The organism is Cohnella phaseoli (genome assembly GCF_003386235.1).
GTDB classification, from domain to species: domain Bacteria; phylum Bacillota; class Bacilli; order Paenibacillales; family Paenibacillaceae; genus Cohnella; species Cohnella phaseoli.
In genome coordinates, this window is the sequence record NZ_QRDZ01000002.1 from 138,794 (window position 1) to 154,138 (window position 15,345).

General features: G+C 61.5%; 7 protein-coding genes. All 7 read right to left on the reverse strand.

Going from position 1 to position 15,345, the window contains the following annotated elements; translation table 11 throughout:
- Positions 1–44: 44 nt before the first annotated feature.
- Entirely contained in the window at positions 45–6,287 is a 6,243-nt protein-coding gene (locus tag DFP98_RS02780; protein ID WP_181917452.1) for a LamG-like jellyroll fold domain-containing protein, read from the reverse strand.
- A gap of 66 nt (positions 6,288–6,353) precedes the next feature.
- Positions 6,354–7,598, reverse strand: a complete 1,245-nt coding sequence (locus DFP98_RS02785; RefSeq protein WP_116059282.1) for an alpha-L-fucosidase — start codon at positions 7,596–7,598, stop codon at positions 6,354–6,356.
- Positions 7,599–7,705: 107 nt separating this feature from the next.
- Positions 7,706–9,085: an ABC transporter substrate-binding protein gene (locus tag DFP98_RS02790; protein ID WP_116059040.1), complete on the reverse strand. Its 1,380-nt coding sequence runs from the start codon at positions 9,083–9,085 to the stop codon at positions 7,706–7,708.
- 131 nt (positions 9,086–9,216) lie between these two features.
- The gene (locus DFP98_RS02795; protein ID WP_181917453.1) at positions 9,217–10,194 is read right to left on the reverse strand and encodes a carbohydrate ABC transporter permease; all 978 of its coding nucleotides are present in this window, start codon (positions 10,192–10,194) and stop codon (positions 9,217–9,219) included.
- Positions 10,191–11,090: a carbohydrate ABC transporter permease gene (locus DFP98_RS02800; RefSeq protein WP_116059042.1), complete on the reverse strand. Its 900-nt coding sequence runs from the start codon at positions 11,088–11,090 to the stop codon at positions 10,191–10,193. Before DFP98_RS02800 ends, DFP98_RS02795 begins: the two co-directional genes overlap by 4 nt.
- Complete coding sequence (locus DFP98_RS02805; protein WP_116059043.1) at positions 11,087–13,270, reverse strand: DUF5696 domain-containing protein; 2,184 nt, start codon at positions 13,268–13,270, stop codon at positions 11,087–11,089. The genes DFP98_RS02800 and DFP98_RS02805 overlap by 4 nt, the downstream gene beginning before the upstream one ends.
- The gene (locus DFP98_RS02810; protein WP_181917454.1) at positions 13,263–15,311 is read right to left on the reverse strand and encodes a YIP1 family protein; all 2,049 of its coding nucleotides are present in this window, start codon (positions 15,309–15,311) and stop codon (positions 13,263–13,265) included. The genes DFP98_RS02805 and DFP98_RS02810 overlap by 8 nt, the downstream gene beginning before the upstream one ends.
- Positions 15,312–15,345: the final 34 nt, after the last annotated feature.

Here is a 15,345-nt window from a genome sequence, read left to right on the forward strand (position 1 = left end):
CAGGCCTCCACAGGCCCGCCGGGTCCCGACCGCCGAACTCCGGCTTACTGCCGGAACTGGAACCAGTTCAAGTTCAGTCCGGCCGTAAATACGAGATAGACGTTATGAACGCCGGTAACGGCTCCGAGCGAGGTCTGAACCGTCGTGTACGTCTGATAGGAGCCGGTGTTCACTCCGTCGACCGTTCCGAGCAGCGTCCCGGTCGGACTGTCCAGCCGCACCTCGATTTTGCCGACCGCGGAATCTCCGGCGATTCGCGCGTCGATGACGGAGGCGCCGAGTCCGAAGTTCACGTTCTCGTATACGACGTAATCTTCCGTCCCGATAAACCCGAGATTGTCCGTGCCTTCGCTGCTCGGCTCGGCCTGCACCGAACCGTTCTTGGCGCTGAAGCTCTCCGCTTCGATCCGCGAGAAGGCCTGGGTCAGCGTTGGCAGGCTCGACGGCTTCAGCGCGTTGTAGATCGTCGTTGCGATCGCAGTCGAGCCCGCGTCGTTCGGGTGCACGTTATCGGGAAAATTGTGCGCCATGCTCTGTGTCTGCGGGTTGACGTGAATGACCGTCGCGCCGGCGGAAGCCGCCGCCTGGATCTGCAGCGGCACGACTTCGCTTGTGACGACGTTGCCCGGCCAATAATCGTGCGGCGAAGTCGCCACGTACACGACAGGACTCGAAGGCAGGCCGCGGTAATGATCGATCATATCCAGGTAATCGGAGACGTAATCGGCGCTGTACTGCCAGTTCTGCGCCGCCGAATCGTTCGTGCCGAGCATGATGACGACGATGTCGGGGTCCCAGTTCGAGCTGTTGACGAACTCCCAGGAATCCCAGTACGGGTGATCCCCGTTCTTCAGCATCGTCGTACCGCCCGCCCCGTAAGGATTCACGTAATAATCCGGTCCGAGCAGCTGCTGCAGCTGCGACGGATAGCTGCCCGTCGTGATGCTGTCGCCGATCAGCGCAATGTTGATCGGTTGTCCGGGCTGCTGGCCGCCCGTCTGGCTCAGCGCGTAAATCTCCTGATCGGTGAGCGTTCTCGGGTACATCCGCAGCTCGTCGATCGCCCCGTCGAACACCTCTCCCGCGCCGCCGTTCGCATTTTGTCCCCCGATCCGGAACGGATTCGGGTTGTTCGGCTGCGGGATCGCGGACGAGGCCGTCTTGCTGACCGCGAGCTGGCCGTTGATATACAGCTTGAACTCGCTGCCCGATTTGGACACCGCCACGTGCGTCCACTCGTTTAGCGGAATCGACTGGTTCGCCGTCGCGAACGGCCACAGATTATGCCCTTGGCCGAGCTCGTCGGACATAAGAAATTCCATCCGGCCGTCGACGATCCACCAGTTGAACATATTGATTCCGCTGCCCGATTCCCCTTGGCCGACAATGAGCCGGTTCGTGCCGTCGGACGACGGCTTGATCCACGCCGCGAAGGTGAAATTCTGCTTGACGATGGAATCGGTAACGATCGACGTATCCCAGCCGTTAAACGCAAGCGCTTGACCGACTTTCCCGGGAACCCAGGAATAGCCGCCCTGAATGGTGAGGGTTTGTCCGCTGACGCTCTCCGTCACGCTGCCGCCCTGCCCCTCGTCAAAGGAAAAATACTGCTCCCGGTCCTGATCGACGCTTGAGCCTCCTCCCCCGGCGGCGTCGATATCGTAAGCCCCGACGAAATTAAGCGCCGGCGCCGCTTGGGAGGATGTGATTTGAATCCGCAGCTTGGAAGCGGCAACGGCCGGGAACGTCACGATCCGCTTGTAGCCGACGGTCGTGCCGGTCGCCGCCGTCTCCCAGGCATTGTTCTTCCATACTTGCACCTGAAAGCCGGCAATGCGTTGACCGAGCGGGATATACTCCTGCAGCACGACGGCGTCAAACGATTTCTCCGCTCCGAAATCGAGTTCGACGTAACCCGTCGTAACGTTATCGTCCGTCGCCCAGTAACTGTCGTAATCCGTATCGACGACGTTCGCGGGCGAGTAAACGGCAGCGCCTCCGCGCGTATTGCTGGCCGCAGCGGACGCGCCGGCCGCCGCATTCGCGCCGTAAGCGTCATCGATCCATTCCCTCAGCTCCATAAGGCGGGCGATATCCGCTTCGGGCAGCTTGCCGCGCTTGTCGGGCGACACGTTAAGCAGCAGATTGGCTCCCCGTCCGACCGACTGCTGGTAAATATCGATCAAGGACGACAGGCTCTTGATATGGCTGTCCTCCCAATCGTGGTAGAACCAGCCCGGCCGCAGCGGCACGTCGGCCTCGCCGGACTGCCAGACCGTTCCGTTCGGGAATCCCTCCCCGTATTGGTTGGGCGACCAGTACGGATTGCCCGGCTGCTGAGGGATAACCTTGGACCAGTTCGTCGCGCTGGCGATGCCGTCTTCGTTGCCGATATACCGCGCATCCCCCGGCATTCCCCAGATGATCGCATTGGGCTGCAGCTGACGGATGACGGAATACCAGCGTTCCGTATCGTACTCCTGGGGAGTGTTCTCGCCCTTCGCGCCATCGAACCACATTTCGCTGATTTCCCCGTAGTTGGTCAACAGCTCGGTCAGCTGGTTCACGAAGAAATCGTTGTACGGTTCCCCCGTGCCGTAAGTCGGTTCGTGCATATCCCACGGCGACAAATAAAGGCCGAATTTGATTCCGAACTCCTGGCAGGCGTCGGACACTTCCTTGACCACGTCGCCCTGCCCGTTCTTCCAGGGGCTGGACGCCACGTCGTGCGTCGTGTAAGCGCTCGGCCATAAAGCGAATCCGTCATGATGCTTGGCGGTCAGGATCAGCAGCTTAAAGCCGGCGTCTTTCAAGGCGCTGACCCACTGTCTGGCATCGAAATCCGTCGGGTTGAACGTCATCGGATCCTCGTCCCCGGTGCCCCATTCCCGCTCGGTGAACGTATTCATCCCGAAATGGGCGAACGCGATCGTCTCCATCTTCTGATAAGCGAGCTGCGAGTCGGTCGGGACCGGCAAATGCGGCAGCAGCGGCGCGACGGCGGGCGGCGTGTACGGAATTTCCTCGCCGTACACTTCGAACTCGTAGACGGCGTAAGCCGTTGCTCCGCTTCGCTTCGTACCATACATCTGGACGAAGCGGCCCTCCGTGTCGGCGAAGCTTACGTCCAGCGTGCCGCCGGAGCCGTTCGTCGTCGAGTACGCCTCCGTCCAATGAATGAGATCGTCCGAGATCCGGATTTTATAGCTCGTCGCATATGCGTTGTCGTCCCACACGAGCTTTACGCGATTGATGAGGTGCGGCTTGCCGAGATCCGCGATCAGCCATTGCGGATCGGCGTTCTGACTCTCCCACTTGGTGGAGAGCGAGCCGTCGAACGCCCGAGAGCCGTCGTTCCCGTTGCCGACCGAGGAGACGATCGCGGACTTCCCTTCGCTCAGAAGCGTCCCGGATCCCAAAATTCCGGCAAGCGCGATAGCGTTCTCCGCCGGGCTCCGGGAGGCGGAAGCTCCGGACAGCGCCGCCGGATGGAACAGAGCGGAATCCTTGCTGCCGCCGATGCCGCCGCCCCACTCGATCCAGCCTTTCCGGCCTGAGCCGTCGTTGTCGTTCACGAGCAGCGACAGGCTGAACGCGCCGTCCGCGGCAGAGATCGGAGAGAGCTCGGCCCAGGGAAGCGCCAGCTCGTAACGGGTCTCGCCCGCCGGCTCGTTCCGGACGATCGCCAGCTGCCCGCTGGTGACGAAGCCGCCGGAGTGGCCGATGCCCGACCACCGGTACAATTGCGGCCCCGCGGACGTAAGCGCCATGCCGAATTCATACCATGAGGAGCTGGAGCCGGGAGCGCCCGGCGATATCGCGAACTGCACGCTGTCGCCGAGCCAGATGCCGTCGCCCGTCTCCGGTTGATGATGAACGTCGTCGCGAACGCTGGCGGACAGGTACACATAATCGTCATCCCATGCGAAAGCGATTTTGCCGCTCAAATCCTCGGTTCCGCCGTAGTCCGGCATTTCCACCTGCCCCTGCGCGTTCAGATCGATATCCGGCAAGCCGGCCCAGTCGCCAAGCGTTCCGTCGACGGCGATCGTTGCTTTCGGGATAAACGTAACTTGCTGACCTGCGCCGTTGTATGCGCCGCGATTCGGAGCCGCGGATACCGACACGGCGTTGCCCCAATAGTCTTGGCCTCCGCTGCCCGCTATGAGCGTGCCGCTGCCCAGCGACGGCGATCCCGCCGCCAGCTTGTAGCCGTCCGTCGTCGTGCGCCCAATACTCCCAAAACCAGGAGCAACCAGACCCGGATCGGTCGTCAGCTTGTTCGCGTCCGCCGGCTCGCTCGGGTCGTGGTTGCCGTAGTACGTATTGGAGTCGAACGTACACGTCGCGTTCCCGCAATAATAGGTCAGATTCGAACCCAGATTGTAGATGATGTTGTTCCGAAAGCTCAGCGTGCCCTCCGGCAGGTTGTTCCCGTCCGGCGCCATCAGGAACCTTGCGTTCGATTCCGGCCCGGTATAGAACGTGTTGTTATACACCTGGTAATCGTCCAGCCGTCCGACCGCTTGAATGAGCGCCGTCCCGTCGTTCTCGCTGACATTGTAGCGCACGATGCCGCCGCGGTCGTATCCGGTCCCCTCGCCCCGCTGTCCGACCAATAGCATAAACCCGCCTTCGTTGTCGTGGCTGTAGTTGTACTGCATCACGCAGTTGTTGCACAGCTCGTCGATATCGAAGGCCATCCCGTCCAGCGTGTTGTGCGTCTTGTACGCTTCATTGTACTGGAACAGCGCGTCGTCGGAATTGATCGCCCAGATCGCCGCGTGGTAGCCGACCGAATCGTAATAGCTGTGAGCCGCCACGTTATGCTCGACCAACGGCGCGTCGCCCTCACATACAATGATCGCGTCCCCACCCGTGCGGTTCAGGCTGTTGCCGCGAATGACAAGGTTCGTCATCCCGAGCCAAGGCCCGACCCCGTCGGTTCGCGTATCGCGGTTGCGCCAGTTGCTGCGCATGAAGATGCCAGTGCTGTCGACGTCCGTAAACGTGTTGCCCTCGATAAGCACGTCGTCGAACTTGGTCGGCGTCGCGCTGCCGGTCACCCGGACGATGATGCCGCCCGACTCGAGATCCTGAACCTCCGTTTGCCCGTTCACGTCGTGAATGTCCAGGTTCTTCAGATGGATATGGCTGGCCGTGCCGATGTCCTGCGCCTCGATCCATACCGCCCGGCGCGTCTGACGCACCTCGCCGACGTTCGTAAGCTCGAGATTGTTGATTTCCCAATACTGCTGATTGAACAGCTTCACCGTTTCTTGGTACAGACCCGCGCCGTGAATGGCCGGCTTGGCCCCTTCGCCGTATCGGTCGACGACGATCGGCTTGGCTGCCGTTCCGGAGCCCTTGGGCCAGAGCTGGCCGGTCCACGACGACCCCGCCTTCAGCAAAATCCGGTCGCCGGGCTGGAACGTCGCGGCGTTCACCTTGTCCAGCGTGCGCCAGGGAGCCTCCTCGACCGTACCGGAATTGGCGTCGTTTCCCGCCGCCGAATCTACGTAATAGGTCGTCTCCGTCAAGGTTCCGCCTCCTTCCGCGGCGATGGCCGCGATCTGCATGTCCGTAAGCGCTTCCGAATAGATCGTGAATTCGTCGATCGCTCCGTCGAATACGCCCATCGGCTCCCCGGCGGACGTATTCTGGGCGCCGATTCGCAGCGGATTCGGATTGCCGGACAGATCGATCGCGCCGGAGGCGCTCTTGCTCGCCGCCGGCGCCCCGTTCACGTACAGCTTAAAGACGCTGCCGCTGCGCGACACCGCCACATGCGTCCATTCGTCCAGCGGAACGGAATCGTCGGCCGTGGAGAACGGCCACAGCCCGAAGCCGTTGCCCGCCGAGTCGCTCGCCAGAAAAAACAGCTTTCCGTCGTTGACCCACCAGTTGAACATATCGGGCTGCGTGCCGGATACGCCTTGTCCTACGATAAAATGGTTGTACGCGTACGACCGGGGCTTGATCCAGGCCGTCATCGTGAAAGCGGTCTTGTCGAAGGCGTCCATCACGACGGACGTCGTCTGTCCGTCGAAGTCGAGCGCCTGGCCGATCTTGCCCGGAACCCAGACCGGCGTGCCCGAGATCGCGTGCGGGACGCCGCTTACGCTGTCGGCCGCTCCGCCGCCCTGACCTTCGTCGAACGCGAAAGCCCGGGCCGGATTCGGATCCGACGCGGCGGCCGGCGACGGTCCCGCCGTCGCCCCGAAGAGCAAAGAAACACATATGACAATGGACAATAAAGCGGACATGGGCGTTGCTGAACGAGACATGTTCATACCCCTCTCCTTATTGGCAATCACATTTTCAAGGTTTTCTCATCCGGCCAACGGCAACTCTTACGTGCGGGCATCGTCCGCGAGGTAACACGCCATTCGGCGAATGAGCGGCTCCGCATCGGCTTGGCGGACGGTCAGCCGTAAGCCGTCGGCAGTTACCGGAGCGAAGCGGTCGATTTTTTTGTGCCCGATCGCGCTGCCCTTGGCTATCGTCATCCACCGTCCGTCGACCCTGGCCTCAAGCCGGTAGTCCCGCACGCGTTCGCCTTCCTCGATTCGCTCCTGAACGACCGCATGATCGAATGTCTGCGGAGACGGCCATTCCATCGTCAGCTCATTCCCGGCTCCCTCCGTCTCTCCGAGCGGATGATCGAACCGGCGCCGAATCTCGTTTCCGAGCTCGATCGCGCGCTTCACGTCCGCCTCGGGCAGCAATCCGCGATCGTCGGGGGCAATATTCAGCAGCAAATTTGCGCCGTGGCCGACGGAGCGATAATAAATGTCGAGCAGCCGTTCAAGCGGCAGCAGGCGCTCCTCCGCGCCGGGATGCCAGAACCATTGCAGCTCGCGGATCGGCACGTCGCATTCCGCCGGCACCCAGGCGGACGTATCCGGCAGCCAGGTGAGCATGTCTTTCGTAAACAGGCTTGCTTTGGCCGATTCCGCCGTATTCCAGCACGGATAAGGCGCGACGCCGTCCTCGTTGCCGACCCAGCGGATCGTAGGACGGCCCATGTTAAAGATCATGGCGTCCGGCTGATGCTTCTCTACCAAATCCATAATCCGCCGCCAGTCGTATTCCCGTCCTTCGGAGCCGGCGCCGTCGAACCACAGCTCGACGAGCGGGCCGTAACCGGTCAGCAGCTCGGTCAACTGGCGGCAGTAGAAATCGTCGTACGCCTCCTTGTCGGCATAACAAGGCTCATGCCGATCCCACGGCGACAAGTACAGCCCGAACGGCAGCCCGGCCTCGGCGCAGGCGTCGGCCACCTCCCGCACGACGTCCCCTTTGCCGTCCCGCCACGGGCTGGACCGCACCGAATAATCGGTCGTCTCCGTCGGCCACAGACAGAAGCCGTCGTGATGCTTGGCGGTCAGAATCAAGTAGCGGAACCCCGCCGCCTGCGCCGCGCTCACCCACTGCCTCGGGTCGAACGCCTGCGGATCGAACCGCGCGGGATCGTCCGTCCCGTCCCCCCATTCCTTATCGCCGAACGTGTTCAGCCCGAAATGGCAGAACATGCCGAGCTCGTAGTCCTGCCAGCGCAGCTGCTGAACCGTCGGTCTTGCGCTTGTTGCCGTCATCATTCATTCTCCCTTCCTCATCCATTCGGGAGACGGGACGGCCTTCGATCCGCCCCGTCCTTCCCACGTCCTCCGCCTGTGTCTACCCGGCGACCGCCCGGCCTTGCTTATTCCAAGCCCATCTCCTGACGGAGCGCGGGCGCCGCCTTATTGAACTCTTCTCCCCACTTCTGAAAGACGCTTACGTCTCCTCCATTCTTGAACAGCGTCCCCGTTTCCTCCCCCCACCACGGAATATATTTCTCTTCGCCGACGACCGTCCGCATCCAACTGTCGGCCTGGACCGCTTCCCGGATGTTCTTGCCTTCCCAGCTTCCGGTCTGCGCGACTTCGTCCCACAGCTGCGCATCCGACGTAAGCGGGATATTGCCGTCGGACATGAGCACCCGCTGTCCGTCCTCGGAGAGGAGCCAGGAGAGAAATTTCGCTGCTTCGTTGGCATGCTTGGAGCCCTTCAGAATGCCGATCGGCGAGATCGCGTTGTAGCCGACCGATCCGTTCGAGCCGTTCGGGAACGGCACGACGTCCCAGTCGAACTGCGCTCCCTGCTTGCGGGCGTTGCCTTCCCACGTTCCCATGACGTCAAAGGCGATTTTGCCGGACAGCCAGCTCCCCCAGCCGTTGGCGTCGAGCCCGGCCTCGCCCGATTGCGCTTCGCTCGGACGAGAGCCATCCACCCAGCCCAGATCGCCGTACCATTGAACGGCCTGCAGCACCTGCGGATCGGTGATCAGGCTCTGGGTCCAGTCTTCATTCATGAAGTTCAGATTCGGCGCAAGTCCGTTGGACACCGCGTACACCTGCGGCGTGGTCATAAAGTTGAACGGACCGGAAGCGAGCCCGAACTCTCCGGCGTTCGCGTCCGTCGCTTTTTTGGCCATGTCGCGGAAGTCGTCCCACGTCCAATCCTTCGTCGGCATATCCATGCCGTGCTTGGCGAGCAGATCTTTGTTGACGAACAGAACGTGCGCGTCGACCGCGCGAGGCAGGGCGACCAGCTTTCCTTTCCAGGACAGCGCGTCCTTGACCGGGTTGGACAGCTGCGCCGCGGACAGCACCGAATCGCTGTCCATATACGGCGTAAGATCAAGCAGCAAGTCGTCCTTCATAAAGCCCGGAATGCCCGGCACCCAGGTCAGGTCGGCCGGCGTGCCGGCGGCGCTCAGAGCGGTCAGCTTCTCGAGCACGGAGGCGTTGTCGCCGCCGTCGATTTTCTCGACCTGCAGCGTGATGTTCGGATACTTCTCCTGGAATTTTTCCGGAATCGTCTGGGTCCACAGCTCCGGCCCCCAGACGAGCAGACGGATCGTAACCGGCTCCTCCGGCTGTTCCGGAGACGGCGACGGACTTTCCGCGGCCGACTCCGACGGCTGGCTGGCCGACGGCGACGGACTCGCGCCGCCGTTGCCGCCCGAGCAGCCGCTTGCGACCATTGCGGCCAGCAGAATCGATACGAGAGCCATCACATGCTTGCGTTTTTTTAACATTTTCTCATCTCCCGATTGGAATTGGCGTTGCACCTGTGCACATAACCCCTGACCTGTCTCTTGCGATTGCAACTGCGATTACGTTTGCGTTAACGGCAATGGCATCCCTCCCGAACGTAATCTCTGGCCTCTTAATCTACGATTCCGGTACGTTCCACGCCTTCGACGAACCATCTCTGCGCGATCATATAGACCAGCAGCGGCGGAAACACGATCAGGAAAGCGCCGGCCATCTTCGTCCCCTCGGTCACCGGATTGACGGCCAGCATTTCCATCGTCGGCGCCTGGCCGAAGATTTCCGTCTCCAGATTGGACAGCCGCAGGGACAGCGGCACAAAATCGTGCGACAGAAACATCGACGACAGGTAACCTTCGTTCCAGTGCCAGACGAACGAGAACAGGAAGACGACCAGGCAGGCGGGAACCGACAAAGGCAGGATGATCCGGAAGAACAACCGGAACAGACTGGCGCCGTCGAGCATCGCCGCTTCCTCCAGCGCCTTGGGCAGCGAGAGGAAAAACTGCCGAAAAATAAGGATGAACAGCGCGCTCTTGAGCCCCTGCCCGAACAGAGCCGGCACGATGAACACAAGCGGCGTATCCAGCCATCCCAGCTTGCTGTAGATGACGTATAGCGGAATGATGATAATCTGGGGAGGAATCAGGAACGTCATGAAAATGAGCGCGAAAAACACGCTTTTCCCCGGAAACTGGAGCCTCGCCAGCGCATATCCCGTCAATGAGCAGACGAGAATCGAGATGAGCGACGGAACGATCGCCAGCGTCAGCGTATGGACGAGAGAACTGGCGTAATGGAGACCCGCGTACGCATTGTCCAGATTGCCCCAGTCGATCGCCCGCGGAATCCACTGCACCGTCGGATCGAGCAAGTCCGCCAGCGATTTCAGCATCGTCGAAATCATGTAAAAGAGAGGCTGAAGGTACAGGTACGCCACGATCGACAGCAGGAAGATCAGAACCAGCTTGGCGACGAGGCCGTCGTTCATGTGCTGTCCGAGAAGCAGCAATTTGACCTTCTGCGCCTTCCGGTTTACGAGCGCGAGACGCGCCCTCTGCGAATACTGCTTCACGAGCAGCGCGGTCTTCATGTCCATTCCTCCTTGTTCCGGCCCGTGCGGTTCAGAAACCACAGGATCAGCGCGATCATCACGACGATAAGCAGAAAATAGAACCAGGCGAGCGCGCTGGCGTAGCCGTAGCCCGTCGAGACGTTAAACATGTTGCTCCTGATCTGCTCCATGACCGGGTTAAACGGGAAAGTAAATAAATCTACCATCGTGTACAGCAAATTCAGCCCGATGAACGGCTTGATGCCGGGAAGCGTGATTTTCCAGAAGCTCGCCCACGGCGAAGCCCCGTCGATCCGGACCGCTTCGTAGATCGCCTTGGGGATCGTCTGGAAGCCGGCGATGAAGATCAGAATCTGCACGCCGGAGGACCACAGAATGAGAATCATCATCCCCAGCAGCTGCGTCATCATCGCGGCCGTCGACGGGCTGAAGTTGTCCTTGATATATCCGTCAATGCCGTACTGCGTCAGGAAGGGCACGTTCCCGGCTCCCTGCTGGAACAGCTCCGTAAGCACCTGGCCCGTAGAGAAGACGACCGGGAGGAAAAAGATCGCCCGATAGACGAACCTCCCTTTGAATTTCTGGTTCAGCATCAGCGAGACGAGCAGTGAGAAAACGATGATGATCGGCAGCATCAGAATCATTTGCTGGAAGAAGGTCAGCAGCTGAATCGGATACTCGTTGTCCTTCAGCAGCGCGTCCTTGAAATTTTGCAGGCCGACGAAGCGGTAAGCGAACGAACCGGAGCCGGTCAGATTCACCTTCTGGAAGGTCAGGTACAGCGACCAGCCGATCGGGAACGCCATGAAGACGCAGAACCCGATCATCCAGGGCAGCATGAACAGATAGGCCTGCCCCCGGCTTCTCCATTGGTACCGGAATTTGGCCCGTCGGCGGGAACGGTTCGGGTTCATTCCGCTCCTCCTTTCTCCACGCGGAAAGATTTGGCGTTATAATCGACGACGACCGTCGTTCCGTTCGCATACTTCGTGGCGAAGACGCCGTCCGCGCGCTTGGCGTGCCCGATCATCGGCTGATCGGCGATATCCGCCAAGCGGTTAAACGCCTCGTATTCCCGCACCAGCTTTTCCTTCCACTGCGAGAATCGGCTTGCGAACAATCCCCGCGTCTTCGTGTCCATCAGCGTTCGGCTGCTCTCCGCCGTTAAAGTGAAGGCGGGAACGGCCCCGTATTCGATCGCCTTCAGAAATTCGTCCTCGTTATTGTCGCGCAGGTTCCCGTCGGTCATCGAATACGCGACGCTGCCGTGAAGGACCATCGGATAAAAAGGGACGGTCTCGTCGATCGCGTAGTATTTATGGGTTTCGGACGGCAGCTGCTGAATGTCCGTCAGCGATCGGAGCGCGTAGGCGTTGCCCAGATAAGCGCCGACTCCGCCCAGTTCGCGCCGCGTCAGCTCCAGAATCCGGTTGAACGCGGCGGCGGTATCGTTCCTCGTATAGCCGCGCTGCGGATTGTAGTCCCGGAATAACGCGTCGCCGAGCCAATCGTACAGAATGCCGTCCGCGCCAAGCTTGCCCGCGTCGCGAATCAAATCCAGAGCCAGCTCGTAGGTGACGTTCGGATTGAGGAAGAAGTATTCGTCCAGGAACAGAACGTCGCCCTCCGCCGAACGAATGCCGTGCGTCTTGGGGGCCAGCTTGAGCGCCTCCGAATCGCCCTGCACGAGATCGGCCGCCAGATAGAGCCGGTATCCGAGCTCGTGCGCCGTATCGACGAGCGCCTTTAACCCCTCTTCCCCGCCCAGCTTCTTCTCCGGGTCGAGCTTTAACGTCGGGCTCATACTGCCTCCGCGCTGCCAATTCAGCAGCGTAACCCGGACATTGTTCAGGCCCGCCTCCTTGAGCTGCGCCAGCATCTCTTCCGCCTGCCCGAAAGTCGTCGCCGTCTCGTAACGGCGGCTGCCGTAGTAGATCGTATCTCCTCCGACGAGCGTCAGATGCAGCGGGACGTCCGGCTGCGGCTCCAGCGGGGGACCGAGCTGCCCGGCGTCTAGCAGCTGCTGCCGGTAGCGCTTGGCCATGCCGGCGTAGTCGGCTTCCTCCCCTTCCAGAAACGCGTACTGGATGGCCCGGTCCTCCCGCAGCGGCTCCTCCTGGAACACCCGGAGCGATCGGCCGCTCAGGTTAAGCCGCCGGTTGTATTCCTCGCGGTACAGAAAACGCGCGTTGACGGAATTCAGCGTACTGACCAGGCCCGAGGGCAGGCCCCGGATGGCGGAAGCCTTCTCCCCAGCGACGATGACGGCGACAAAGGCGCGGTCTCCGCGTTTCAATCCGAATACCGGCATCGAGACCGTAACCGGGCCGAACGTCTTGTTCGTCATTTCCGGGCCGTACACGTATTGGTAGTAGCCGCCCCCGACGATTTCCCGTTCCCGGGGAAAACGGATCAGTCCGCCGGGGCCGTCCGGCACGAACAGGTAGCCCGGCACGGCATCGTCGGCCGCGCCGAAGAACGGCAGCGGATCGATCGACAGGATGCGGAACTTGCCGTTCTCCTCGATCCCCGCGGCGGGGATCGACACGCGGAAGCCGTCCGCCGTCAACTGATACAGCATGCTGAACGCCATGTCCAGCTTTCCGATGTCGAACCGCACGGCCACGCCGTCGTCCATGGCGGTGAAGGTCGGCGTTGCGCTTGGCTCCAGGACGTTCGTCACCAGGCGCTGCACCTTGGATTGCTCGTAATATTCCAGAATGAACGGCGATTCCAGGTTCTTTCGTAAGGCGCCGCCGACCGATTCGTTCTCCAGCGCGGCCGGATCGGGATTGCTCCGCCACCGTTCGCCGCTGCTTGCATCCTGGACGATGACCTGGCCCGTGGCAGGCTGCACGAGCAGCTCGTAGCGCTGCGTACGCGCCGCCACCGCGAAGCCCTGCGCGTCGAGGTCCGACGGCTGCCAGGCGGCGCCCTGCGGGAGGGCGATCGGCGCGGCCGCATATGCCGCGGCATCGAACGATTCCGCCGCGGGAGGCGCCGCCAGGCCGCGAATCGCAAGTCCCGCGAGGACCGCGGCCGCGACGAGCGCCGCGGCAAGCCACAGTCTCTTGCGTCCGGTCAAGTTAGCCAAAGACGGTCGCCTCCTTGTACAGTTGATAGATAAAGTCCGACACATTGTAGGTCAGGCCGGTTGTAACCGCGGCGAACAGAAACAGAATGCCGATCGCCACGACGGTGATGGCGCTGTTCTTCACGTTTTCCACGAATTCGAAATTATGGACGACCTGGGAGCTGACGAGAAGCAGAGCGCCGCTCCACAGCCACGTCAGCGTCGCCAGCGACGAGACGAGAATGCCTTCCTCGAGCACCAGAAGGCGCGATAGCGCGATCGACAGCGGCATGAGCGCGATATAAGGCATCAGCGCGAACAGGCTCGACTGCAGCACGTCGCGGAACCGCCCTTCCCCGTCCTTGACCGTGCTGACCAAATAGTTGGCGACCACCCACGCGGCGAGCGGAGCCAGGAAACGGGCGATTTCCGATACCGGCTTGATTCTGTCCAGGTTGTACGGATGGAAGATAAAGCCGGTCCAATACAAGGAAGCGGTCTTCACCCCGACGAGCAGCAGAACGATCGCCAGCAAGGTGAAAGGTGACAGCTTCCGGCCTTTGATCCGGTAGAAGCCGTCGAACGGATGAAACATCGTCCGCCAGGCATCCCGCAGCTCCCGGCCGACGCGGCCGACGGAAGCCGGAACGACTTTGCTTGCCCGCCCCGCGAATCGCCGCAGGACAAACCTGTAGAGCGCCCAAGCGAGCGCGACGGCGCCCGCGATGTAGCCGAGATCGCTCTGAATCCATTCCAGCCGGTAGGTCCAATAGGCGTCTGAATACCTTTCGTTGTCGTAGGCGATGCGGAAAGCCTCCATCGCGTCCTTCGTTCGTCCCTGCTTGGCCGCGATTTCCCCCATTCCCGAATAGGCCAGGCCGATAAGCTCGTTATACGACATCACCTTGTTCCAGTTCTGTTCGCTCTTCTCGTAATCGCCGACGTAATAATCGGCCGCGGCCGTCAGCACCGCGTCGCCGAATTCGGTTCGGTCGTAGGCCTGCAGCAGCCCCTGATCGGAATCGAGCACCCACAGGCGATGCCGGGAATCGATGCCGATTCCGACCGGATAGGAAAGCACGCCTCGCTGCTGCGGCTCCTTGCGAACGCGGCCGAACGCGAACAGTTGGGTCCCTCCGGGGCTGTAGATCGAGATCATCCCGTCCCATGTGTTTTCCTTCCGGTCGAGGACGTAGAAGAAGTCCCGCCCGTCCGTCGCGACATCCGCGATCTGGTCGGATTCGGCGAATTGGGCCGTCTTAAGGCGCGTGAACCGGTTCACGCCGCCGGCGGTCAGCTTTTTCACCGCGTCCGCGATCACTCCCGTCGTCGTCACGTACACGTACCCGCCGTCGTCGATCGTCGCGTTGCTCGGCTCGGGAGGCCGCTTGAGCTCCTCCTTCGCCAGCTGCTCCTTCGTAAACACGGTCCGCTTCAGCCGATCCAGCCACGTGCCCGCCGTGCGGTTGCCGCCGAAGAAGCCGGTGAATTCGCCTTTCCCGTCCATTCGCACAAGCCCCTGATAGGAGCCTTTGGAGACGATATACATAACGCCTCTCGCATCCACGCTCACCTTCGTCGGCATGAAAAAGTAGGACGGCGGCATCAGCCCTTCCTCCGGCTTCCCGAACGCTTGCAGGAAGGTCCCGTCCGCAGCGAACACGGCAATGCGCTGATGCCCCGTATCGGCTACGTAGATCGTGCCGTCCGGCCGAACGAACACCCCTTCCGGCGCCTTCAGCGCGCCGTCTCCCTCGCCGTCGCCGATGCTTCTCGTCCACCTCCCCTCGCGGTCGTATTCGATCACCCGATCGTTGCCTTTGTCCGCGACGAACAGCCGGTCGTCCGGCGCGACGAACAGGTCGCTCGGCTGCTTCATCGCCTGCCCGTCTTTTCCGACGATCGTCGTTCCGACCGTGTAGACATCCTGCATCCAGTACGTTCTCGTGCCTGCGCCTCCGGTTCCGTGAGAGACATAGAACGTATCGTAGGGCTGCCAGGCGGAGGCGTACTCCGGGAACAACAGAAGGACGGCCAGCAGCGTCGGGACGAATCTCGCCATCGTTCGCATCCTCATACATTCGCCTCGTTTCGTT

Bases quoted from the DNA above. Each gene is read 5' to 3' on its own strand.
- DFP98_RS02790 (WP_116059040.1), bottom strand. From the start codon at position 9,085: ATGTTAAAAAAACGCAAGCATGTGATGGCTCTCGTATCGATTCTGCTG.
- DFP98_RS02780 (WP_181917452.1), bottom strand. From the start codon at position 6,287: ATGTCTCGTTCAGCAACGCCCATGTCCGCTTTATTGTCCATTGTCATA.
- DFP98_RS02810 (WP_181917454.1), bottom strand. From the start codon at position 15,311: ATGGCGAGATTCGTCCCGACGCTGCTGGCCGTCCTTCTGTTGTTCCCG.
- DFP98_RS02785 (WP_116059282.1), bottom strand. From the start codon at position 7,598: ATGACGGCAACAAGCGCAAGACCGACGGTTCAGCAGCTGCGCTGGCAG.
- DFP98_RS02800 (WP_116059042.1), bottom strand. From the start codon at position 11,090: ATGAACCCGAACCGTTCCCGCCGACGGGCCAAATTCCGGTACCAATGG.
- DFP98_RS02795 (WP_181917453.1), bottom strand. From the start codon at position 10,194: ATGAAGACCGCGCTGCTCGTGAAGCAGTATTCGCAGAGGGCGCGTCTC.